This is a genomic window from Actinoplanes sp. NPDC051861 (genome assembly GCF_040681145.1).
Lineage (GTDB): Bacteria > Actinomycetota > Actinomycetes > Mycobacteriales > Micromonosporaceae > Actinoplanes.
In genome coordinates, this window is sequence record NZ_JBFAYE010000001.1 from 1,010,238 (window position 1) to 1,033,247 (window position 23,010).

Below are 23,010 nucleotides of genomic sequence, written 5' to 3' on the forward strand. Positions count from 1 at the left end.
CTCGTCCGGCTACGGTGACATCCATGGCGGGCCGTACTCCTCCGGCGAGCCGGGGCCGCAGCGCGTCCACGTCGCGCGGCGCCGCGGCCAACCGTGCCCGTCAACCGGCACGGAAACCGGCCGCGCGCAAGACACCGGCGCGCCGCACTCCCGTACGTAAGCGCAGCACCGCCGGCGCGACGCTCGCCTCCGGGCTGGGCCGCGGCGTCGGTGCCCTCTGGATGGGCCTGGCGCACAGCGTCGGCTGGGTCGCCCGCGGCGCCGGACGGCAGGCCGCCACCGCCCGCAACATCGGCCCGGAGCACCGCCGCGACGGTGCGGGCCTGCTCATGCTGGGTTTCGCCATCCTGATCGCGGTGGCCCTCTGGGGTCGTGGCGCGGGACCGGTCGGGCTCTGGCTGGCCGACACGATCCGGCTGTTCCTGGGCAGCCTCGCGGTGCTGTTGCCGCTGTTGCTCTTCTACGGCGCGATCCGGCTGATGCGTGAGCCGGCCGATCCCGAGCACGGCGGGCGCGGCCTGGTCGGCTGGTCGGCGATCATCCTGTCCACGGCGGCGCTGCTGCACGTCTCCGGGCAGCCGGTGAACGAGATCGCCATGGACGAGGCAGGCGGGCTGCTCGGCTACGGGATCGGCGGGATGCTCGAGCGCGCGGTGACCGCCTGGGTGGCCGTACCCTTGCTGGTCCTGCTCTTCGTCTTCGGCCTGCTGGTGATCACCGCGACGCCGATCGCCAAGATCCCGGAGCGGGTGCTCCTGCTGCTCGACCTGGTCAGCGGCAAGACGCCGGTCCGTAACGCCTCGCCCGCGCTGCCGGAGGAGGACGACGAGGACGGCGAGGCCGGCGAGGAGCCGACACCGAAACCGCGCCGCCCGGCCCGTCGCAGGCAGGCCGCGCTGGCGGAGGAGACGCCGCAGGACGACTTCGACGAGGAACTCGTCCTGCACGACACCGTCGCGATCCCGAAGATGCCGGCGGCCCGCAAGAAGCCGCCGGAGCACTCGGCGCCGCCCACCCGGGCCGAGCAGCTGGAGATCTCCGCGGTGGCCGGTGACTACCGTCTGCCGCCGCCGAACCTGCTGGGCACCGGAGCGCCGGCGAAGGCGCGCAGCCGCGCCAACGACGAGATCATGGCCGCGCTCACCGGGGTCTTCGATCAGTTCAACGTGGACGCCGTGGTCACCGGCTTCACCCGGGGCCCGACGGTCACCCGCTACGAGGTCGAGGTCGGGCCGGGCGTCAAGGTCGAGCGGATCACGCAGCTGTCGCGCAACATCGCGTACGCGGTGAAGTCGCCGGACGTGCGGATCCTGAGCCCGATCCCGGGCAAGAGCGCGGTCGGCGTGGAGATCCCGAACACCGACCCGGAGAACGTGTCGCTCGGCGACGTGCTGCGCTCCCGCGCGGCCACCGCCGACCACCACCCGATGGTGGTCGCGCTCGGCAAGGACATCGAGGGCGGGTTCGTGGTGGCGAACCTGGCCAAGATGCCGCACATCCTGATCGCCGGTGCCACCGGCGCGGGCAAGAGCTCCTGCCTCAACTCGCTGCTGGTGTCGCTGCTGACCCGGGCCACACCGGACGAGGTGCGGCTGCTGCTGGTCGACCCCAAGCGGGTGGAGATGACGGCGTACGAGGGGATCCCGCACCTCGTCACACCGATCGTCACGAACCCGAAGAAGGCCGCGGACGCCCTGGAGTGGGTCGTCGGCGAGATGGACATGCGCTACGACGACCTGGCCGCCAACGGGGTGCGCCACATCGACGACTTCAACCGCAAGGTCCGCAGTGGCGAGATCAAGGCGCCGCCGGGCAGCGAGCGGGAGATGAAGCCGTACCCGTACCTGCTGGTGATCGTGGACGAGCTGGCCGACCTGATGATGGTCGCGCCGCGCGACGTCGAGGACTCGGTCGTCCGGATCACCCAGCTGGCCCGGGCCGCCGGCATCCACCTGGTGCTGGCCACCCAGCGCCCCTCGGTCGACGTGGTGACCGGCCTGATCAAGGCGAACGTGCCGTCCCGGCTCGCGTTCGCCACCTCGTCGCTCGCCGACTCGCGGGTCATCCTCGACCAGCCGGGCGCGGAGAAGCTGCTCGGCCGCGGTGACGGCCTCTTCCTCCCGATGGGCGCGTCGAAGCCCACCCGGATCCAGGGCGCCTGGGTCGACGAGAAAGAGATCGCCGCGGTCGTCAAGTTCTGCCGGGACCAGCGGGAGCCGGAGTTCCGCGAGGGCGTCACCGACGCGCCGCCGAGCAAGAAGAAGGTCATCGACGAGGAGATCGGCGACGACCTGCAGCTGCTGGTGCAGGCGATCGAACTCGTGGTGACCAGTCAGTTCGGCTCGACGTCGATGCTGCAGCGCAAGCTGCGGGTGGGCTTCGCCAAGGCGGGCCGCCTGATGGACCTCATGGAGACCCGCGGGATCGTCGGCCCGTCCGAGGGCTCCAAGGCCCGTGACGTGCTGGTCAAGCCGGACGAGCTGGAAGAGGCTCTGGCCGCGCTGCGGGTGGACTGAACGGCTGCCGGAACGTGAAGGCCTCCGGGCTCGGCCCCATGCCCGCGAGCCGGCCGAGACGGGAGATGCCCTGCCGGAGCGTGGGGACGCGGCCGGCCGGGATCCACCACATCACCAGCGACACCTCGTGCTCGTGCGGCCGGAACCACTCGCGGCGCCGGCGCAGGTAGTCGAGGTGTTCGCTCTGATACGCATACGCCCGTAGGTGTTCGACGGACTCCCAGGCCGACATCGTGTAGATGGTCGACGGGTCGGCCGGCGCGGCGATGGTGCCGTCGCCCGCGTCGCCGATGAGCCGCCAGACGAAGCCGGGTGAGCGGTCGGCCAGCTCGTTCATCCTGGTGAGGCCCTCGACGAACTCGGCCATGGACGGGTCTTCCAGCGGGGCGCGCAGGCGGGCGCGATTGATCTGGGCCAGGTGGAAGTCGGTCATGCCCTCAGCTCACCAGGCGGCTTCTCTAAAGTCAATCGGTTTTATTTTTACAGAGCGAGACGCAGCAGCGGCCCGCCGCCGGGTCCATCCGGGCGGTCCAGTCCAGGCCCCCGCCCTCCAGCAGGCCGCTGATCATCGCCAGGTTCATCCCGCAGATCAGCGGCGGGAACTGCTCGGCGAGACGATGGAACGGGCAGTTGGCCAGCGTGATCCGGTCCGGCTCGTCCGGGTCGGCGACCGGTGCGTAGCCGTGCTCGGTGAGCAGGCCGGCGGGGTCGCCGTGGCCGGACCCGGCCTGCCGGCCGTGCTGCCGGGCAACCTTGTTGAGCGTCTCGTCGGCGCCGGTGCGTTCGAGGGCCTCGGCGAGCAGTTCGGCGGCCGCGCGATAGGCACGTGGCGGCACGCTCACCGCGTGCTCGGCGGCGGCCAGGTGGTAGAGCTTCGCGGGCCGGCCGGCGCCGGGGCCGGTCCGGCCGGAGCGACGCGCGTACGAGACCTCGAGCAGCCCGGCGTCGACGAGTTTGTCCAGGTGGAACGCGGCCAGTGTGCGGCCGATGCCGAGCGTCTCGGCCACCTCGTCCCGCCCGACCGGCGTGCCCCGGGTCGCGGCCACCGCCTCGTACGCCGCCCGCCGCACCCGGTCGGTGAGCGCGGCCACCGCGGCGAGATCGTCCAGGTTCTCCGTCACACGGCAATCGTATTGTCAACCGGTGTTGGCGCTAGAGAGCGGTGCCGCAGCAGCGCGGACGTCGTGGCGACCAGGGCGCCCAGCGTCAGCAGCGCCAGCACGCGCAGGTCGACGACGCTGACACCGGACTTGAACAGGTAGTTCGCGTACGCCAGGAACGTCGCGAACTGCACCAGGACCGGCACGAACCACATCCGCCGCGGCACCCAGAACGCCGCGATCACGGTGAGCACCTCGGCAAGCATGAAGTAACGCTCGTGCATCCCCGGCAGCAGGAACGGCACCAGCAACGCCGACGTCGCGGCCAGCAGCACGACACCCAGATCGTCGAGCCGGACCCGGCGGATCAGCACGAGGTACGCGAGCGCCAGCACAGCACCGATCGCGAGCAGCGACCCGGCCGTCTTCAGCGTCCCCATCAGCGCGGGCGCCACCTTGAAGAACGCGTACACGCTCGGCGCGTTGAGGGTCAGGGCGCCGTACTGACCGCTCTGGTTCGCGTAGATGAGCATCAGGTCGGCGAACGGGCGACCGGCGAACCAGGCCGGCACCGTGAGGACCACGTAGACCGCCGGGATGACCGCCAGTTGGTACCAGAGCAGTCGTCCGGCCAGCACCAGCACCATCAGGACCGGGAAGAGGAACACGGTCTGCAGCTTGAACGAGAACGCCACCCCGACGAGGATCATGGCGAGCCACGGCCGGTCGCGCAGCAGGTGATAGACGCCGGCCACGGTGAACGCGGCGTAGATGGCGTCGCACTGTGCCCAGTACGCGCCGTTGAGCACCACGGTCGGCAGCAGCAGCACCACGACACCGGCGAGCGCGGCGAGCCGCAGGTCCGCGCGCAGGGCCACGATCCGGGCGGTGTAGTACGCCAGCATCACGTCGAACGCCACCGACACCAGCTTGACCAGGAACAGCAGGCCGACCGGCAGGTGCGTGTCCAGCCAGACCATCCCGGTGAGCAGGTACAGGTACGGCATGCTGTAGTTCGCGAAGTCCTCGCTGAGCGCCTCGAACCCGCCGTTCGCGGCGATGAACTCGGCCCACGGCCGGATGAACACCGCGTAGTCCGGGCTGACGGTGGAGAATCCGACGAACCGCACCGCTGCGGCGACGGCGACGAGCGCCACGATCAGGAAGACTTCCGGGCGCGCGACCCGGCTGCGAAACACCGACACGAAGCGAGGAACCTACTCGGCTCCGATGGCCGCCGGCTCCGCCTCGGATGAACGCCGGGCGCCCGGCAGGTTGCCGGGCGGCGCCACCGGGGCCGCCCTCAGCAGCCGCGCGCCGGTGGCCACCAGCGCGACCAGCGCCAGCACCGCGGGCACCCGCAGGTCGACCAGGCCGCCGGGCACGTCCAGGAGGTAGGTCAGGTACGTCGCCAGTGCGGCGGCCTGGAGCAGGACCGGCACGAACCACAGCGTGCGGGGCAGCCAGAAGGCGGCGGCCACGGCCAGCACCTCGGCGAGCATGAAATAGCGCTCGTGCATGCTGGGCAGCAGGAACGGCGCCATGATCGCCGAGGTGGCCGCCAGGAGCAGGATCCGCCCGGTGTCCAGCGTCAGCCGCCGCGCGATGATCAGAACCGCCAGCGCCACGAAGGCGGCGCCGGTGACGACGACTCCGGCGGTGCGGATCAGACCGGTCAGGCCGGTCGGCGCGGATGCCAGGAACGCGTGGACGGATGGGGCGTTCATGGTGAGCGCGTCGAAATCCTGCGTCTGGTTCGCGTAGATCAGCAGCAGGTCCGCGAACGGCCGCCCGGCGATCCAGGCCGGCAGCGCGAGCAGCAGATAGACGCCGGGGATCGCGATCAGGCACCGCCACGGCAGGCGGCGGCCCAGCAGCAGGACCAGCAGGACCGGGAAGATGAAGATCGCCTGGAGCTTGAGCGCGAACGCCACACCCAGCAGCGTGGTGCCGGCCCACGGGTGGTCCCGGAGAAGGTGGTAGAGGCCGGCCACGGCGAACGCGGCGTAGATCGTGTCGCACTGTCCCCAGTACGCCCCGTTCAGCACGACCGACGGCAGCATCAGCACGGCGAACCCGGCGAGCAGCGGCACAAACCGGTGGGGGCCGCGCAGCGCGACGATCCGCGCGACGTAGTACGCCAGCACGACGTCGAAGACGACCGAGAAACCCTTGATCAGGGCGATCAGGGAGATGGGTGTGTGTGCTTCCAGCCAGGTGATCGCGGTCAGCGCGTACAGATAGGTGACGTTGTAGTTGGCGAAGTCGAACCGCAGCGCCGAGAACATGCCGTGTTCGGCGATGAACGCGCTCCACGGTTCGAGGTAGAGCCGGTAGTCGTCGGTCACCATGCCGAGGCCGGGGAATCGGACAGCCAGCACGACACCGAACAACCCGGCGGCAAGCAGGGCCTCCGGGAGAAATGGTCTGAGGCGGTTCACCCGCACCATTGTGCGAGGCGTGGCAACCCGTCCGAGCGGACGAAGGTGACTCCTCGGCCGCCCGGTAACCTTGTCGAGTGTCTGTAACGCCACCCACCCGCCGTGTCGCCCTCCTCACCCTCGGCTGCGCCCGTAACGAGGTCGACTCGGAAGAGCTCGCCGCCCGCCTCGACGCCGGTGGCTGGGAGGTGGGTACGGACGCCGAGAACGCCGACGTGGTCCTGGTCAACACGTGCGGCTTCGTCGAGAAGGCCAAGCAGGACTCGATCGACACCCTGCTCGCCGCGTCCGACACCGGTGCCAAGGTGGTCGCCGCAGGTTGCATGGCCGAGCGGTATGGCAAAGAGCTCGCCGAGAACCTGCCCGAGGCCAACGCGGTGCTCGGCTTCGACGACTACACCGACATCGCCACCCGGCTCGACAGTGTGCTGGCCGGCGAGACGCTCGACGCGCACACCCCGAGGGACCGCCGCGAGCTGCTCCCGATCACCCCGGTGCAGCGGCATACCGCCAAGGTGGTCGTCCCCGGGCACGCGACCGTCGACGAGCACACCCCGGCGCACCTGCGCACCGTGCTGCGTCGCCGCCTGGACACCGGCCCGGTGGCCTCGCTGAAACTCGCCAGCGGCTGCGACCGGCGCTGCGCGTTCTGCGCGATCCCGGCGTTCCGCGGCGCGTTCGTCTCCCGCGACCCGCAGGAGCTGCTCGCCGAGGCGGAGTGGCTGGCCAAGACCGGTGTCCGCGAGCTCGTGCTGGTCAGTGAGAACAGCACGTCGTACGGGAAGGACCTTGGCGACCCGCGCCTGCTGGAGAAGCTGCTGCCGCAGCTCGCCGCGGTCGACGGCATCGTGCGGGTGCGCGCCAGCTACCTCCAGCCCGCCGAGACCCGCCCCGGCCTGGTCGAGGCGATCGCCACCACTCCCGGCGTCGCGGCGTATTTCGACCTGTCGTTCCAGCACTCCAGCGAGCCGGTGCTGCGCCGGATGCGCCGTTTCGGCTCCACCGAGCGCTTCCTCGAGCTGCTGGACTCCGCCCGGAAACTGGCACCCGCGGCCGGCGCGCGCAGCAACTTCATCGTCGGCTTCCCCGGCGAGACCAAGCAGGACGTGGACGAACTGGTGCGGTTCCTGACCGAGGCCCGGCTCGACGCGATCGGCGTCTTCGACTACAGCGACGAGGACGGCACCGAGGCGGCCGGCCTGACCGGCAAGATCCGCCAGGACACCGTCAAGAGGCGGTACGACCGGGTCGTCGCCCTCGCCGAGGAGCTCTGCGCCCAGCGCGCCGAGGACCGGCTCGGCGAAATGGTCGAGGTGCTGGTCGACACGGTCGACGGCGCCGAGGTCGAGGGCCGCGCCGAGCACCAGGCACCCGAGGTGGACGGCTCCACCACCCTCGTCGCGGGGGACCAGGGTGTCGACCTGGCCGCGCTGCGCCCCGGCGATCTGGTCCGGGCGCGGGTCACCGGCACGGAGGGCGTCGACCTCGTCGCCGTACCGGTCGAGATGATCTCCGCAGCACCGGTGTCGCGGTGACGAACGAGCCCGCTCCGGTTCCCGCGCCGCGCGTGGTGTCGCTCTACAACGCGGCGAACGCGCTGACCGTGATCCGGATCGTGCTCGTACCGGTCTTTCTCGCGTTCGTGGTCATCTCGGGCATGACCGACCCCGACTGGCGGATCGCGGCCTGCCTGGCGTTCTGCGTGGCGTCGGCGACCGACTTCGTGGACGGCTGGATCGCCCGCCGCTGGTCGCTGGTCACCTCGTTCGGCAAGGTGGCCGACCCGATCGCGGACAAGGCGCTGACCGGCACGGCGCTCGTGCTGCTCTCGGCGTACGACCATCTGCCCTGGTGGGTCACGATCACCATCCTGATCCGCGAGTGGGGTGTGACGGCCCTGCGGTTCTGGGTGATCCGATACGGGGTCATCCCGGCCTCCCGTGGTGGCAAACTCAAGACCGGCCTGCAGACCGCCGCCATCGCGTGGTACCTGTGGCCGGTCCCGGAGCCGTTCCACCTGGTCGGTGTGTGGCTGATGGGCGCCGCGCTGCTGGTGACGGTGGTCACCGGAGTCGACTACGTGCTGCAGGCGCTCCGGCTACGACGTCAGGGAAGCAAGTAGGTAATCATGGATATGGCGGTGGCCGCCGCGGCGGCCGTGCACGTCCTGGTCGACCGGCACGAGACGCTCGCGACCGCGGAGTCGCTGACCGGCGGGCTGGTGGCGGCGACGATCGTCGATATTCCGGGCGTGAGCGCCGTCTATCGGGGCGGGCTGGTCGTCTATGCGACCGAGTTGAAGGCGAGCCTGGCCGGCGTACCGATGAAGTTGCTCGAAGAACGAGGCCCGGTGGACCGTGACGTGGCCGCCGCGCTGGCGTCCGGTGCCCGCGAACGCTGCGGCGCCGACTGGGGCCTGTCCACGACGGGCGTCGCGGGCCCGGAACCGCAGGACGGCAAGCCGGTCGGCCTCGTCTACGTGGCCGTGGCCGGTCCCACCGGGGTCGAAGTTCGTGAGTTACGCCTCACCGGCGGCCGGGCGGCGATCCGCACCGAAAGTGTGACGGCCGTCCTGCAGCTGCTGGCCGATGCGCTCCGAGCTGCACCTGCGCGGGTTTGAACTGGGAATACTTCCGGCGCTGCGCCGGTTGTCCCGTTGCACCGCCGCCCGGCGGCTTCGGGAATTCGGCGGGGCGGGATGTCGGTCTCGCTCGCGCCAGGTACGGTTGCGGGAAGCCTCCGGCGTATGCCGGTGGCCTCGCCCGCAGGAGGAGGTGCCATGGTCCTGCTACGCCGTGTTATCGGCGACGCACTTCGTGCGCGCCGGCAGGGGCAGCACCGCACGCTGCGCGAGGTGTCCACCGCCGCGAACGTGAGCCTGGGCTATCTGTCCGAGATCGAGCGAGGGCAGAAAGAGGCGTCCAGCGAGCTGCTGGCGGCCATCTGCGACGCTCTCGGCGCCCGGCTCTCCGAGTTGCTGAGTGAGGTCAGCAACACTCTGGCGATCGCGGAGAACATGGCGGGCGTGCTCGTCGGAGTGGACGAGGACGCCGGGAAGGCGACCGGCGGGAACGTGTCCGTCTCGGTCCGCCAGGATTCACCGCTGAAGGCAACGTTGCGCACGACCCGCAAACAGCAGCGGGACATCGTCTACGCCGCCTGATCATGCTCATACGACCGCGAGGCCGCTCCGTTCGGAGCGGCCTCGCGTGCTTGTCGCCGACGGGCTCAGGGGAGCGTAGCCTCGATGCCAGGGGAGACCCTGAGATCCCCCGTAGGACCCGTGACGCCGCTGGCGTCGGGCTGACACGATGGGTTTCGCGTCATCGCCGGGTAACCGTAAGCGGTGACGCGTCCGACGGAGCGACTTGAGGGGATACCGCGAGATGGCGAACCCGTTCGTCAAGGGCTGGCATTACATGATGGCGCTCTTCGGCGCGAAGATCGACGAGTACGCCGACCCGAAGGTGCAGATTCAGCAGGCCATCGAGGACGCCCAGCGGCAGCATCAGGCGCTCGTTCAGCAGGCCGCAGCCGTGATCGGCAACCAGCGGCAGCTCGAGATGAAGCTGTCCCGGCAGATGTCCGAGGTCGAGAAGCTGCAGGGGATGGCCCGGCAGGCGCTCGTGCTGGCCGACCGGGCCCGGGCCGGCGGCGACGAGGCCGAGGCGCAGAAGTACGAGTCGACCGCGCAGACCCTGGCCACCCAGCTGGTGTCCGGCGAGCAGTCGATGGAGGATCTGAAGACCCTGCACGACCAGGCGCTCGCCGCCGCCGGGCAGGCCCGCAAGGCGGTCGAGAACAACGCGATGGTGCTGCAGCAGCGCATCGCCGAGCGGTCCCGCCTGCTCAGCCAGCTCGAGCAGGCCAAGATGCAGGAGACCGTGGCGAAATCGCTGGAGTCGATGTCGCAGCTCGCCGCGCCGGGCAACACCCCGTCGCTGGACCAGGTGCGCGACAAGATCGAGCAGCGGTACGCGAATGCCATGGGCCGCGCCGAGCTGGCCTCCAACTCGGTCGAGGGCCGGATGCTCGAGGTGCAGAAGTCCAGCCTGGACCTGGCCGGTGCGTCCCGCCTGGAGCAGATCCGATCGAGCATGGCCGGCGAGAAGCTGGGTGGCACACCCGCGCAGCCGGCCGTCGAGCAGCCCGCCACCCCGGCCGCCGACCCGGCCGGCGTGGCCCGGCTCGACGAGATCCGCGCCAGCCTGAACCAGAAGCGCGGCGACACCACCGCCGCGGGCTGACCGGCGCACGACAGCGAGGGGGAGCGACGGTGGACGAGCGGACCAGGTACTTTCGGCAGCTCAAGCGGCTGCGCGGTTCGGCGCGCCGGTGGAGCGTGCTCGGCGGCGGCCTGACCGCCGCGGCCGCCGTCCTCACGCCGTACGCGGGTATCGGCATCGCCGACGCCGCCTGGGCGGCAGCCGCGGGTGGCTCGGCCGTGCTGGCCTGGTGGCGCTGGAGCGACCACCGGGAGCTGGCCGCGACCCCGGCACCGCCGCCGTCGCTTCCCGAGCCCGGCATCACCAAGGCGCTCGGCCGGAGCGTGCTGCACGAGGTGCGCCGCCAGAAGAACCGCTATGCGCTGCGGCACTCGATGATCGCCGACTCCTGGGACCGGCTGGACCGGGCGTCGCAGACCATGTCCGGCCTCGCCGGCCGGCTGACCGGCGAGGGCGAGACCGCGGTGCTGGAGGCGGCCACCGCCGAGGGCTGGCTGCGTGACCTCGGCCAGCGGGCGGCGAGCGTCGAGCGCGCCATCCCGCTCGGCCGGGAGAACCAGCGCGACGCGCTGGTCCGGTCGCACACCGTGCTCGCCGAGCAGTTCACCGAGGGTGTCCTGGCATATGAGACGTTGGTGGCGGCCGCGGCGAGCTACGTCGCCGAGGACGGGCACCCGGTGGCGGAGAGCCGCCATCCGGCGTACTTCAGCCTGATCGAGGCGGCGGACCGGTTGCGCGGCATCGCCGAGGGCCTGGCCGAGCTGCGCGACACCACGGCGAGGTTCAATCCGGCTTCGGCTGGCAGCGCGGACACCAGTAAGTAATCCGTTCCCCCTGGTCGGCCTTCTGGATCGCGGAACCGCAGCGGCGGCACGGCTGGGCGCGGCGACCGTACACATAGCTCGTCTCGCCCCGGCGCAGCGATCCGGTGGTCGTCTGCGTCCAGCGGCCCCTGTTCGAGGCGACCAGTTTCTGCGCCAGCTCCACAGTGGCCGTCACGTCCGGCACGTCGGCGACCGGCGTCCACGGCCAGAGCCCGCGCAGGAACAGTGTCTCGGCCTTGTAGAGGTTGCCCACCCCGGCCAGGTTCCGCTGATCGAGCAGGGCCTCGGCGATACTGGTCGCCGGGTGTGCGGAGATCCGGCGGGCCGCCTCGGCCGGGTCCCAGTCGCTCCCGAGCAGGTCCGGGCCGAGGTGCCCGACAAGACTCTCCTCGTCCGCCGTCGGCACCAGCGTGACCTCATGCAGGTGGTACCCGACCGCTACTGATCGCGCGGTGCGCAGCACGACCCGGATCAGGTGGGCCGGGCGCCCGGTCCAGCGCTCGCCCGGCTGATAGGTGCGCCACGCCCCTTCCATCCGCAGGTGGGAGTGGAGGGTGAGCGGTTGCTGCCCGTCCCTGGTGAGCCGCAGCAGCAGGTGCTTGCCACGGCTCGCGGACTCGGCCACGGTCCAGCCGGTGAGGTCGGTGGTGGCCAGCCGGGGCACGCGGAAGTCCGATCCGGTCAGCACCTCACCGGTGAGCGCGCGCTCCACCACCCGCGCGGTGTTCCAGACGGTGTCGCCTTCGGGCATGGGCTCATCATTCCCCGCCGGGCGCGAGCAAATCGATCATCTCGGGCAGGGTGAGGCGGCTGCCCGCTGCGCGGTCCGCATCAGGCAGTGCCCGCTCCAGCGCGGCGGTCAGGATCGGGCTTGCCAGATCAGGATCAACACCATGGCGTACGGCGTAAGCACGCACACCCGCCAGCAACCTCGTCCCCGCCTCCCGCCGCCCGGACAGCGCCAACGCGTAGGCGCCGGTGTGCAGGCAGATCAGGACGTCACCGAGGTCGTTCTCGCCCTGGAACAGCTCGATGCCCCGGCGCAGTGCCGCGAGAGCGGCCACCGGGTCCGGGTCGCCGCCCAGCAACGCCCTGCCCAGCGCCAGCTCGCCCAGACCCGCCATCCACCGGCTGTTCTGCGCCAGCGACTCCGCGATGGCCTCGGCGAGGGTCCGCCGTCCCTCCGCGATCTCGCCCAGCCCGGCCAGCGCGAATCCGAGGCAGACCTTGCCGGACGCGACCATCCAGTCCTCGCCGTAGACGCGGGCCGCCGCCATCGACTCCCGCGCCCTCGCGGCGGCCGTGACGAAGTCGCCGGTCGCCTCGTGCAGCAGCGAGTCGTAGTAGAGCGTCTGCACCTGGACCAGCCGGGTGTCCCGGTCGGCCGGTGTGCCGGCGGCCGCGTACGTCTCCTTGACCGACTCTGCCGCACCGGTCAGGTCACCCGCGATGAACCGCAGGATCACGCACGAGGACCAGGCCCGGGCCCGGTCCGCGACCGGCGCGTCCGGTGCGCCGTTCAGCGCCTGGGTCAGCAGCCGCAGCCCCTCGGTGACGTGCCCGCCGCGGAACCAGAACCAGCCCAGCAGCCCGGCCGTCCGCAGCGCCGCGACCGGGTCGGCGGTCAGGTCGTGCTCGACGCCGGCGCGCAGGTTCGGCAGTTCCCGGTTGAGCATCCGGATCGCGTGCGCGGACCGCTCACCGGTCAGCTCGGGGATCCAGCGCAGGACGAACGCGCGCACCCAGGCGGCGTGCGCGGCCCGGCTGCCGTCGGGGTCGGGATCGTGAGCCCGGCAGTAGGCCCGGATGATCTCCAGGAGCCGGTAGCGGGCCGGGGTGACTCCGGTGTCCGCGACCACCACCGAGCGGGCCACCAGGCTCGACAGCGCGGTCAGATCCGACCGCCCCCGCCCGCCCGGCTTTCCTCCGCCCGGCTTTCCTTCGCCCGGCCTTCCTCCGGCCGGTGGCTCGGGTGGGCCGACCGCGGTCAGGCTGAAGCCGCCCTCGAACGGCCAGAGTCGCAGCAGCAGTGCCCGGTCGGCGGGGGAGAGCAGGTCCACGCTCCAGGCGACCGCGGCCTCCAGGGTCTGGTGCGGGGCGAGGGCGCCGCGCGGCACCGGTCCCAGCTCCGGGAAACGGTCGCCCAGCAGGTCGCTCAGTTCGGCGAGGCTCAGCACCCGGGCGCGGGCGGCGGCCAGTTCCAGCGCGAGCGGGATGCCGTCCAGGGCGGTCGCGATGCGCTCCAGGTGGACGCTCTCCGCCGGATTGGGACGCCAGCCCGGGCGGATCGCCGAGATCCGGTCGGTGAGGAGCGCGATCGCGTCGGATGCGGGGAGCGGTGCGACGGGCAGCAGCCGTTCGCCGTCGACGCCCAGCGGCTCCCGGCCGGTGGCCAGGATCCGCAGGCCGGGGCAGTGCGCGAGCAGGTGCAGTACCAGCGTGGCGACCGGCTCCACCAGGTGCTCGCAGTTGTCCAGCAGCAGCAGTCCGCCGCGGTTGGCGAGGGCCGCGGTGACCGCCTCCACGGTCGAACCGCGCAGCCCGAGAGCGGCCGCCACCGCCAGCACCGGGTCGGTGGCGTCAGCGAGCCGGACGAACCAGGCCCGGTCGGCGGTCTGCTCGACGGCCGGCCGGGTCTCGCCGGCGCTGTGCCCGACGGTCGGCCGGGTCTTGCCGGCGGCGTGTTCGACGGCGAGGCGGGTCTTGCCGGCGCCGCCCGGGCCGACGAGCGTGACCAGGCGGTTCGTGCTCGTCAGCTGATTCAGGACGGCGAGCTCGGCGGTGCGGCCCAGGAACGTCGTGAGCGGGCGGACCGCCGCAGCCGGGCGGGAGGAGGGAAGGAGCAGTCGTGGATCCTGGGCCAGCAGGCGGCTCTCCAGCTCCTGCAGTGCCGGTCCGGGGTCGATGCCCAGCTCGTCGGCGAGCAGGGCGCGAACCCGGCGCAGGGAGGCGAGCGCGTCCGCCTGGCGGCCACTGCGGTACTGGGCGAGGATCAGCAGTTCCCAGCGGCGCTCACGATAGGGCTCTACGCGTACCCCTTCTTTTAGATCACCCACCGCGCCCGGCGCGTCGCCGGAACCGATCCGCGCAGCCTGCCGCTCCTCCGCCGCGACCGCTCGCAACTCCGCGAGACGCGCCCGCGAGGGCGCCGCGAAATCCGGCAGCCCGGCGAAAGCCTCACCCCGCCACATCGCCAGCGCCTCGTCGAAGACCCGCAGCGCCTCACCCGGCCGCTCGGAGGCCAGCAACGTCCGCCCGCGCTCCACCAGGTCCGCGAAGTGGGCCGAATCGGTCCGGTCCACCCGCAGCCGATAGCCGTCACCGGCACGTTCCAGCGCGTCCCGCTCACCGCCCAGCGCCCGCCGCAGCCGCGACACATAAGCCTGCAACGACACCGTGGGACTGGCCGGCGGATCACCCGCCCACAACGCCTCGGCCAGCGCGTCCTCGCTCACCGGCCGCCCCTCGGCCGCGAGCAGCGCGGCGACCATGCGGCGCGGCAGCGGACCGCCCAGATCGACACGGACCCCGCCCGCCTCGACCTCGGTCGGTCCCAGCACCCTGCCGATCAGCACCGGCCGATCATAGGGATGCATCCGGTTTGCAGGCAGTCTGCAAGCCGACCGGTTCATGGTGTGGGCATGACGACGAAATCTGTGACCGGACCGGTCGACACCTGGGAGATGGTGCTGGTGCACCGGGTCTTCCGGCGCGAGTTCCGGCTGCTGCCCGGCCTGGTCCGGGCGGTGACACCGGGCGACGTGGCGCGGGCCGAGGTGATCGGCTCGCACCTGGAGAACCTGGCGTCGGCGCTGCACCACCATCACACCGCCGAGGACGAGCTGCTGTGGCCGTTGCTGCTGTCGCGGGCCCGGATGCAGGCCGATCTGATCCACCGGATGGAGGCGCAGCACGCTCGTCTGCACGAGCCGCTCGACCGCATCTCGGTCCTGTTGCCGCGCTGGCGTTCCGCTGCGCCGGCGGCCGACCGCGACGAACTCGCCGACGTCATCGCGCAGGCGTCCGTGGCGCTGGACGAGCACCTGGCGGACGAGGAGGCGCTGATCCTCCCGCTCGTCTCCGAGCACCTGACCCACGACGAGTGGGACGCGCTGGGCAAACGCGGTCAGGAGATCATTCCGAAGAACCGGATGGCGCTGGTCTTCCTCGGCTCGCTCTTCGAGGAGGCGACCCCGGCGGAGAAGGCGCGGTTCCTGGCCCAGCTGCCGGCGCCGATCCGGCTGGTGTGGCGGCTGTTCGGCGACGGGGTCTACACGAATGCGCGTGACCGGGTGCGCGCCGGCTGACATATTTCTGGCATGGACCTGGACATCGCCCCGCTGAACGGCCGTCTCGAACTCCTCGGGGAGCTCGGCGGCTTCTGGCCTGTGTTCATGACGAAGGACCCGACGGCGGCTTTCTACTACCGCCACTTCGACACGCTCTGGCCGGAGTTCACGCTGCTGGCGCTGGACCGGGAGTCGGGGCGGCCGGTGGCCTACGCCCATTCGGTCCCGCTGTCCTTCTCCGGCGACATCTCCGCCGGGCTACCGGAGGGCGGCTGGGACTGGGCGGTCCGATCCGCGGTCCACGACCGCCTGACCGGCACGCCCCCGACAATCGTCTCAGCCCTGGAGATCATGATCCGCCCGGACCTCCGAGGCGGCGGGCTGTCCGGCCGCATGCTCACGGCAATGCGCGAAAACGCGGCCAGGCACGGCTTCACCGACCTGGTCGCGCCGGTCCGGCCGAGCGGTCAATTCTCTGAAACCATCGATGGGTACGCGTGGGAAGCCCGCGAAGACGGCCTCCCCGTGGATCCGTGGCTGCGGGTACACGTGCGGGCGGGCGGCCGGATCGTGAACGTGGCCCACTGCAGCATGACGATCGCGGGCACGCTGTCGCAGTGGCGGGAGTGGACAGGCCTGCCGTTCTCGGCGTCGGGCCAGGTGGAGGTGCCGGGAGCGCTGGCCTCGGTCCGCTGCGACGTCGAACAGGACTACGCCGTATACGTAGAACCCAACGTCTGGGTCCACCACCAGCTCTGACCCTCCTCCCACCAGGCCCCGCCGTCCCACCCTGCTCGGCGCCGTCCCGCCCCGTTCGGCGGCGCTTCGTCCCGCGCTCGGCGCCGCTTCACCCCGCGCTCGACGCCGCTCCGTCTCGCCGCGCGCAGCTCCGTCCCACTCTCCGCCGCGCGGACCCGCTCGTCGCCCTCGCCGCCGCCCTCTATTCGCGATCTCGGGCGCCCGCGCCGCCAATCACCGGTTTCGGCGCCCATGGTCGCGGAGTCGTCCGGGATCTTGGGCGCCCGCGCCGCCCATCGCCCACCGCCCATCGCCGGCTTTGGCGCCCAACGTCGCGGAGTGCCCTGGGATCTTGGGCGGGAGGGGCGGCGTTGACGACGACTGTGGCGCTGGATCGATGTCAGCGGGCGGCGATGCGGACCACGTCGCCCGGACGGACGGAGAGGACCACGACTGCGCGGCCGTTGTTGACGGCGATCGCCACCCGGTCGGCGGAGTCGGGGAAGACCAGCAGCTCGCCGGCGCCGACGTCCGCGAACGTGGCGCCGCGCCGGGCCCGGACGCTGCCGTTGACCAGGAGTTCCGGGCCGAGGCCGGTGAGCATCGCGCCATCGGCCGCCAGTTGGACGTTGCCGAACCGGTCGACGGTCAGGACTTCGGCCTCGATCCATCCGTCTCCGAGGGTGATGATCGGGTCGGGTAGGCGTACCAAAGTTGCCCTGTCCACCTCCGGACCCGCCTCCGCGGCAGCCGCGCCCGCCGCCAGCCGGGCCGCGGACGGCGCGAACACGTCCCGTCCGTGGAAGGTGCGGGACACGTCACCGAGCATCCAGTCCTTGTTGCTCAGCTCATGTGCGGACTCGACGCCGCCGAGTGCTTCCGCCGCCCAGATCAGCAGACCGTTGTCGGGGCCGACGAGGAGAGCGTTCGGCGTGGTCAGCACCACACCCCGCCGGGCCGTGCCGACGCCCGGGTCGACGACCGCGAGGTGCACCGACGCCGGCAGGTAGGGCGCGGTCTGCGCGAGCACCGCCGCACCCCGGGCCACATCGGCCGGCGGCACGTGATGAGTGACATCAATCACGCGTACGTCGGGGGCGACGCGCGCGATCGAGCCATGGCAGGCCGCGACGAAACCGTCGAACGTGCCGTAATCGGTGGTGAAACTGATCCATCCATAACCGGCCATGGTGGTCAACGTTACTGCCTGTTGACATCGAACGCGGTAAGGGCACGCCGCACCGCCGTGGCAGTGTTGATCCATGCGTCTCGTGATCTTCACCGAACCCCAGCAGGGCGCCGGACACGACGATCTCCTCCGGGTGGCCAAGGCTGCCGAGGACGGCGGATTCGACGGGTTCTTCCGGTCCGACCACTACGTCAAGATGGGCGATGTGTCCGGCCTGCCCGGCCCGTCCGACGCCTGGATCACCCTGGCCGCGCTGGCCGTGCAGACGTCCCGGATCCGGCTCGGCACGCTGGTCAGTTCGGCCACGTTCCGGCTGCCCGGCCCGCTGGCCATCGCGGTCGCCCAGGTCGACGCGATGAGCGGTGGACGCGTCGAGTTCGGTCTCGGCGGCGGCTGGTTCGAGACCGAGCACCAGGCGTACGGCATCCCGTTCGCACCGCTCGGCGAGCGCTTCGACCGCCTCGAGGAGCAGCTGGCCGTCATCACCGGCCTGTGGAACACCCCGGTCGGCGCCACCTTCGACTACGACGGCAAGTTTTACCAGCTCAGCGACTCCCCGGCGCTGCCCAAGCCGGCACAGACCCCGCCGCCGGTCATCATCGGCGGCCACGGCAAGAAGCGAACCCCAGCCCTCGCCGCCCGTTACGCCACCGAGTTCAACGTCCCCTTCTCCAAGATCGAGGACATCCCCGCCCAGTACGACCGCGTCCGCGCCGCGAGCACCGCCATCGGCCGCGCCGAGCCTCCCGCCTTCTCCGCCGCAGCCATCCTCTGCGTAGGCCGCAACGACACCGAACTCCACCGCCGCGCCGCCGCCATCGGCCGCGACGTGGACGAGATGCGCGAGAACGGCGGCATCGTCGGCACCCCCGCCGAGGCCCTCGAAACCATCAACCGCTACGCCGAGGCCGGTGCCTCCCGCCTCTTCCTGCAGGTCCTCGACCTCGCCGACACCGACCACATCGACCTGGTCGCCGCCGAGGTAGCCCCACACCTCTGACCAGCCCAACCCCCTCCCGCGACGCCGGCCGCCCACCCCGGCCGGCGCCGCCCTGCCCCGCGAACCCGCCCGCGACTCACGCCCGCAACCGCAACCCCCGCGGCGTAGCCCGGAACCCCGCAGCCGTGAGCGCCTCCCGCAAAACCGAAGCATGAACCGACTCCCCATCAGCCCGCTCCACCGACATGGGCCCGAGCGCCCCCGACCGCACCGCCCCCGCAAGCCCAGCGGCCGCCCTCGTCAACTCCTCCCCGTCGTCCGTGAACGACAGCAGCGTCCGCCCGCCACGCTCCACATAGAGCACCACCTCCCCCTCGACCAGCACGACCAGCGCACCCGCCTTCCGCCCGGCCCGGTGTCCCGCCTTGGCCACCGGCTCGCCGTCGCCGCTGTCCACGATCCGTTCCGGCCACGGAAGCGCCGCCCCGTAGGGATTCGCCGGGTCGGTGGCGGCCAGCACCACGGCGTTGCCCGCGCGTTTGTTGAGCTCGGCCGGTTCCGAGAGGGCCCGCAGGCGGTCCACCGCACCCGGAACAGCGAACTGCGCCGCCCCGAGGCCCTCCACGAAGTAGCCACGCCGGGCCGCGCCGCGTTCCTCCAGCGCCGCCAGCACCGGATAGACCGCGGCGAACCCGCCGGTCACCCCTTCAGCGATGGCCGCGCCGCGGGTCACCACGCCGTGCCGTTCGAGCAGGAGGTCGGCGACCGCCGCCGCTCGCCGGGTGGGGTCCAGGTCTCGTTCCGGGAGTTGCGACCAGCGGCCCGCCATGTTGAGCGGCCCGGTCCGCGACGGCATGTGCGGCCGTCCCGGACGCCGATAGCGGGCGCGTGCCGGCGCCGCTTTCGCCCGGTGCGCGCCGCTGCCGCCGAGCAGTGCACGGAGTGGCGCGAACGTGTCGTTGGTCAGGTGGCCGGCCCAGACCAGGTCCCAGACCGCGGCCGCGAGGTCGTTGTCGTCGGTTGAGCCGACCCGGTCGGAGAGCGACCGGAAGAACAGCGCCTGCCCGTCGGCGAGCGCGTCCAGGACCGCCTGGTGCAGGGGCGTGGACGCGAACTCCTCGTCCGGTGGCGGCAGCAGCAGGGGTGCGCTGTCCGCATAGGCGAGCGTCACCCACCCGTCGCCACCGGCGATCGACCCGGAGCCCGCCCACAGCACCTCGCCGGAACCGCAGAGTTCGTCGAGCAGGGGAGGGGCGTAGTCGGCCACCCGCGCGGTCAGGACCAGCCGCTCCCACGCCGACGCCGGAACCGCGACACCCTGGATCTGCTCGATCGCGGCGGCGACCGCGTCCACCCCGCGGCCGTTGCCGCCGACCTGCTGCCAGCGCGGCAGGAACGCGGCCAGCACCGCGGGCGGCACCGGCTCGATCTCCCGGCGTAGCGCCGCCAGCGACCGCCGCCGGAGCATGCGCAGCACCTCGGCGTCACACCACTCGGTGCCGGCGCCGCCCGGCGAGAACTCGCCGGAGCTGACCCGGCCGGTCGCGCTCAGCCGTTTCAGCGCCTGCTCGACCACGAACACGCCCAGCCCGAACCGGGCCGCGCAGGTCGCCGCCGCGAACGGCCCGTGCGTACGCGCGAACCGAGCCACCAGATCACCGAGCGGATCCGTGACAGTCTCCAGATACGCCTCCGGGATCCCGACCGGCAGCGCCACCCCGAGGGCGTCCCGGTAGCGCCCGGTGTCCTCGACCCCGATCCAGCGCTCCTCCCCGGCCACCCGGATCTGGACCGCCCGCCGCGCCGCCGCGAGGCTGAGCACCCACTCCTCGGGCACACCCCGCTCGGCCAGCTCGCCCGTCGAGAGGTCACCGAGCAGCCGGAGCAGTTCCGCGGTGTCCTCGGCGTCCCGCGGCCGGCGCTGCTCGGTCCGCCACTGCAGTTGCGCCTCGGTCTCCGTGACCACCTGCGGATCGAGCAGCTCCCGCAGGTCGACCCGTCCGAGCAGCTCACCCAGCAGTGTCGAGTCGAGCGCCAGCGCCGCCGCCCGCCGCTCGGCCAGCGGAGCGTCACCCTCGTAGAGGAACGCACCCACGTACCCGAAGAGCAGCGATCGCGCGAACGGCGACGGCCGCGCGGTCTCCGTCTCGACCAGCCGGATCTTGCGGCCGGCGACCTCGCGCATCAGGCCGACCAGGCCGGGCACGTCGAAGACGTCCTGCAGGCACTCCCGGGCGGCTTCGAGGGTCACCGGGAAGTCGGCGAACTCACGCGCCACGTCGAGCAGCTGCGCTGACCTCTGCCGTTGCTGCCACAACGGCTGGCGGCGCCGCGGGTCGCGCCGGGGCAGCAGCAACGACCGGGCCGCGCACTCCCGGAAGCGGGACGCGAACAGTGCCGACGTGCCGACCGACTCCTCGACCAGCTGAGCGATCTCCTCTGGGTCGAAGGAGACCAGATCGGCGCCTGGCGGCTCGTCGGCGGTGTCCGGCAGCCGGATCACGATGCCGTCGTCGGACGGCATGACCTGGCCGTCCACCCCGTACCGCTCGGAGAGCCGCCGCCCGATCGCCAGCGCCCAGGGCGCGTTGACCTTGGCGCCGAGCACGCAGTGCACGGTCATCCGCCAGTCGCCCAGCTCGTCACGGAACCGCTCCACCACGACGGTCCGGTCGTCCGGCAGGTGACGGGTCGCCTCCCGCTGCTCGCGCAGGTAGGCGATCAGGTTGCCGGCCGCCCACTCGTCGAGGCCGGCGTCGTGCAGGGCGGTGGTCGCCTTCTCGTCGCCGGCCCGGGTCAGAGCGCGTAGCCGGGCGCCGATGGCCCGGCCCAGCTCGATCGGGCGGCCGGGCGAGTCGCCCTTCCAGAACGGCATGCGCGCCGGTGCACCGGGTGCGGGGGAGACCAGCACCCGATCCGGGGTGATGTCCTCGATGCGCCAGGACGTCGACCCGAGGAGGAAGACATCGCCGACGCGAGACTCGTACACCATCTCCTCGTCCAGCTCGCCCACCCGCGAAGCCCGTTCCGAACCGGCCAGAAAGACCCCGAAGGTTCCTCGGTCCGGAATCGTGCCGCCGCTGGTCACGGCGAGGCGCTGCGCTCCGGGCCGCCCGGTCAGCTGGTCGGTGCCGCGGTCCCAGACCAGCCGGGGCCGCAGCTCGGCGAAGGCGGTCGACGGGTAGCGCCCGGACAGCATGTCCAGAACGGCGTGCAGCGCGGAGTCGGGCAATTCGGCGAAGGGCGCGGCCCGGCGGATCAGCGCGGACAACTCGTCGACCTGCCAGGCGTCCAGGGAGACCATCGCGACGATCTGCTGGGCCAGCACGTCGAGCGGGTTGCGCGGATAGCGCAGCTCCTCGATCGCGCCCTCACCCATCCGCTCCGCGACGACGGCGCAGGAGAGCAGGTCGCCGCGGTGTTTCGGGAAGACCACCCCGCGCGACACGGCACCCACCTGGTGACCGGCCCGGCCGATGCGCTGCAGGCCGGCGGCGACCGAGGGTGGCGCCTCGATCTGCACCACGAGGTCGACGGCGCCCATGTCGATGCCGAGCTCCAGGCTCGAGGTGGCGACCACCGCCGGGAGCAGGCCGGACTTGAGCGCCTCCTCGATCTGCTTGCGCTCCTCGCGGGAGACGCTGCCGTGATGTGCGCGGGCGACCACCGGCGGTGCGCCGCGAGTGCCGCCGGCCTGCGCCATGATCTCCGCGGGCAACCGGGTCGACGGCGGTGGCGGCTCCTGACCGGACCGTTCGGCGGCCAGCTCGTTGAGCCGCGCGCAGAGCCGCTCGGACCCGCGCCGCGAATTCGTGAAGACGATGGTCGACCGGTGCGCCTCGATCAGGTCGAGCACCCGCTCCTCGACGGCCGGCCAGATCGACGGCGTGTGCCGGCCGCCGTCCAGGTCGTCGGCGTCCTCCGGCACCTCGTCCAGGCGTGTCATGTCCTCCACCGGGACCTCGACCGAGACCTCGATCGTCTTCGCGCTCCTCGGCTGCACGATCTCGACCGCGTGCGCCCCGCCGAGAAAGCGCGCGGTCTCGTCGATCGGCCGCACCGTCGCGGACAGCCCGATCCGCTGCGCCGGGCGCTCCAGCAGCGCGTCCAGCCGCTCCAGCGAGAGTGCGAGATGTGCGCCGCGCTTGGTGGCCGCGACGGCGTGCACCTCGTCGACGATCACCGTCTCGACACCGCGCAGCGAGTCACGCGCCGCCGAGGTGAGCAGCAGGAACAGCGACTCGGGGGTGGTGATCAGGATGTCCGGCGGGGTGCGTGTGAAGAGCCTCCGCTCATCGGCGGGCGTATCACCCGTACGCATTCCGACCGTGATGTCCGGAGGCGGCACGCCCAGCCTGCCCGACGCCTGGCGGATGCCGGTCAGCGGCGCACGCAGATTGCGCTCGACGTCGACCGCCAGCGCCTTGAGCGGGCTCACGTAGAGCACCCGGCACCGCCGACGGGCCTCCTCCGGCACCGGTTCGTGAGCCAGGCGGTCGAGTGACCACAGGAATGCCGCCAGCGTCTTGCCGGAACCGGTAGGCGCCACCACCAGCGCGTTTCTCCCGGCGCCGACCGCCTGCCACGCACCCGCCTGTGCAGCGGTGGGCGCGGCGAAGGCGGCCGTGAACCACTCCCGTGTGGCCGGTCCGAACTTCTCGAGCACCTCTCGCATGGGAACCATCATTCACCGGGGGTCTGACAAAACTCGGCGGCTTGGTCGCGCCCCTGCCGGGTCGCCCTTCAA

General features: G+C 71.9%; 18 protein-coding genes. 10 read left to right on the forward strand and 8 right to left on the reverse strand.

Annotation, left to right across the window (positions count from 1 at the left end; translation table 11 throughout):
- Positions 1–23: 23 nt before the first annotated feature.
- Positions 24–2,516 (forward strand): DNA translocase FtsK, encoded by a 2,493-nt coding sequence (locus AB0M02_RS04965; protein WP_364221530.1) that lies wholly within the window; start codon positions 24–26, stop codon positions 2,514–2,516.
- On the opposite strand, the gene AB0M02_RS04970 is transcribed toward AB0M02_RS04965, so the two are convergent.
- The 4 genes from AB0M02_RS04970 to AB0M02_RS04985 are packed head-to-tail and all read right to left on the reverse strand — an operon-like array spanning position 2,467 to position 6,057.
- The gene (locus AB0M02_RS04970; protein WP_364221533.1) at positions 2,467–2,949 is read right to left on the reverse strand and encodes a DUF3291 domain-containing protein; all 483 of its coding nucleotides are present in this window, start codon (positions 2,947–2,949) and stop codon (positions 2,467–2,469) included. The genes AB0M02_RS04965 and AB0M02_RS04970 overlap by 50 nt on opposite strands.
- Positions 2,950–2,980: 31 nt before the next feature.
- Positions 2,981–3,637 carry a transcriptional regulator gene (locus AB0M02_RS04975; protein WP_364221536.1) on the reverse strand — a complete coding sequence of 219 codons (657 nt, stop codon included), beginning with the start codon at positions 3,635–3,637 and terminating at the stop codon, positions 2,981–2,983.
- Positions 3,634–4,821: a hypothetical protein gene (locus AB0M02_RS04980; RefSeq protein ID WP_364221539.1), complete on the reverse strand. Its 1,188-nt coding sequence runs from the start codon at positions 4,819–4,821 to the stop codon at positions 3,634–3,636. Before AB0M02_RS04980 ends, AB0M02_RS04975 begins: the two co-directional genes overlap by 4 nt.
- 12 nt (positions 4,822–4,833) lie before the next feature.
- On the reverse strand, positions 4,834–6,057 hold the full coding sequence (locus tag AB0M02_RS04985; protein WP_364221542.1) for a glycosyltransferase 87 family protein: 1,224 nt from the start codon (positions 6,055–6,057) through the stop codon (positions 4,834–4,836).
- A 77-nt stretch (positions 6,058–6,134) separates the two neighbouring features.
- On the opposite strand from AB0M02_RS04985, the gene rimO reads away from it, so the two are divergent.
- From rimO to AB0M02_RS05015, 6 genes are all read left to right on the forward strand, one after another.
- Positions 6,135–7,592: a 30S ribosomal protein S12 methylthiotransferase RimO gene (rimO, locus tag AB0M02_RS04990; protein WP_364221545.1), complete on the forward strand. Its 1,458-nt coding sequence runs from the start codon at positions 6,135–6,137 to the stop codon at positions 7,590–7,592.
- Entirely contained in the window at positions 7,589–8,179 is a 591-nt protein-coding gene (gene pgsA / locus AB0M02_RS04995) for a CDP-diacylglycerol--glycerol-3-phosphate 3-phosphatidyltransferase (RefSeq protein WP_364221548.1), read from the forward strand. Before rimO ends, pgsA begins: the two co-directional genes overlap by 4 nt.
- A gap of 6 nt (positions 8,180–8,185) precedes the next feature.
- A complete protein-coding gene (locus AB0M02_RS05000; protein WP_364221550.1) occupies positions 8,186–8,677 on the forward strand; it encodes a CinA family protein in 492 nt (163 codons plus the stop codon).
- A 159-nt stretch (positions 8,678–8,836) separates the two neighbouring features.
- Positions 8,837–9,220, forward strand: coding sequence for a helix-turn-helix transcriptional regulator (locus AB0M02_RS05005; RefSeq protein WP_364221553.1), 384 nt, complete (start codon positions 8,837–8,839; stop codon positions 9,218–9,220).
- Between the two features lie 223 nt (positions 9,221–9,443).
- Positions 9,444–10,304, forward strand: coding sequence for a PspA/IM30 family protein (locus tag AB0M02_RS05010; protein ID WP_364221556.1), 861 nt, complete (start codon positions 9,444–9,446; stop codon positions 10,302–10,304).
- Positions 10,305–10,333: 29 nt separating this feature from the next.
- A complete protein-coding gene (locus tag AB0M02_RS05015; protein ID WP_364221559.1) occupies positions 10,334–11,107 on the forward strand; it encodes a hypothetical protein in 774 nt (257 codons plus the stop codon).
- Here the strand turns inward: AB0M02_RS05015 and AB0M02_RS05020 are convergent.
- Together AB0M02_RS05020 and AB0M02_RS05025 are read right to left on the reverse strand one after the other, a co-directional pair.
- Positions 11,067–11,858, reverse strand: a complete 792-nt coding sequence (locus AB0M02_RS05020) for a DNA-formamidopyrimidine glycosylase family protein (RefSeq protein ID WP_364221560.1) — start codon at positions 11,856–11,858, stop codon at positions 11,067–11,069. The genes AB0M02_RS05015 and AB0M02_RS05020 overlap by 41 nt on opposite strands.
- A 7-nt stretch (positions 11,859–11,865) precedes the next feature.
- On the reverse strand, positions 11,866–14,682 hold the full coding sequence (locus tag AB0M02_RS05025; RefSeq protein WP_364221563.1) for a BTAD domain-containing putative transcriptional regulator: 2,817 nt from the start codon (positions 14,680–14,682) through the stop codon (positions 11,866–11,868).
- A 66-nt stretch (positions 14,683–14,748) separates the two neighbouring features.
- Here AB0M02_RS05025 and AB0M02_RS05030 point away from each other — a divergent pair, with 66 nt between their 5' ends.
- A complete protein-coding gene (locus AB0M02_RS05030; RefSeq protein ID WP_364221566.1) occupies positions 14,749–15,414 on the forward strand; it encodes a hemerythrin domain-containing protein in 666 nt (221 codons plus the stop codon).
- A 12-nt stretch (positions 15,415–15,426) separates the two neighbouring features.
- The gene (locus AB0M02_RS05035) at positions 15,427–16,155 is read left to right on the forward strand and encodes an N-acetyltransferase (RefSeq protein ID WP_364221569.1); all 729 of its coding nucleotides are present in this window, start codon (positions 15,427–15,429) and stop codon (positions 16,153–16,155) included.
- 379 nt (positions 16,156–16,534) lie between these two features.
- Here AB0M02_RS05035 and AB0M02_RS05040 read toward each other — a convergent pair whose 3' ends face one another.
- Positions 16,535–17,323: an SAM-dependent chlorinase/fluorinase gene (locus AB0M02_RS05040; RefSeq protein ID WP_364221572.1), complete on the reverse strand. Its 789-nt coding sequence runs from the start codon at positions 17,321–17,323 to the stop codon at positions 16,535–16,537.
- Between the two features lie 73 nt (positions 17,324–17,396).
- On the opposite strand from AB0M02_RS05040, the gene AB0M02_RS05045 reads away from it, so the two are divergent.
- Positions 17,397–18,323 carry an LLM class F420-dependent oxidoreductase gene (locus AB0M02_RS05045; protein WP_364221575.1) on the forward strand — a complete coding sequence of 309 codons (927 nt, stop codon included), beginning with the start codon at positions 17,397–17,399 and terminating at the stop codon, positions 18,321–18,323.
- Positions 18,324–18,399: 76 nt separating this feature from the next.
- On the opposite strand, the gene AB0M02_RS05050 is transcribed toward AB0M02_RS05045, so the two are convergent.
- Entirely contained in the window at positions 18,400–22,938 is a 4,539-nt protein-coding gene (locus AB0M02_RS05050) for an ATP-dependent helicase (protein WP_364221578.1), read from the reverse strand.
- Positions 22,939–23,010 lie beyond the last annotated feature (72 nt).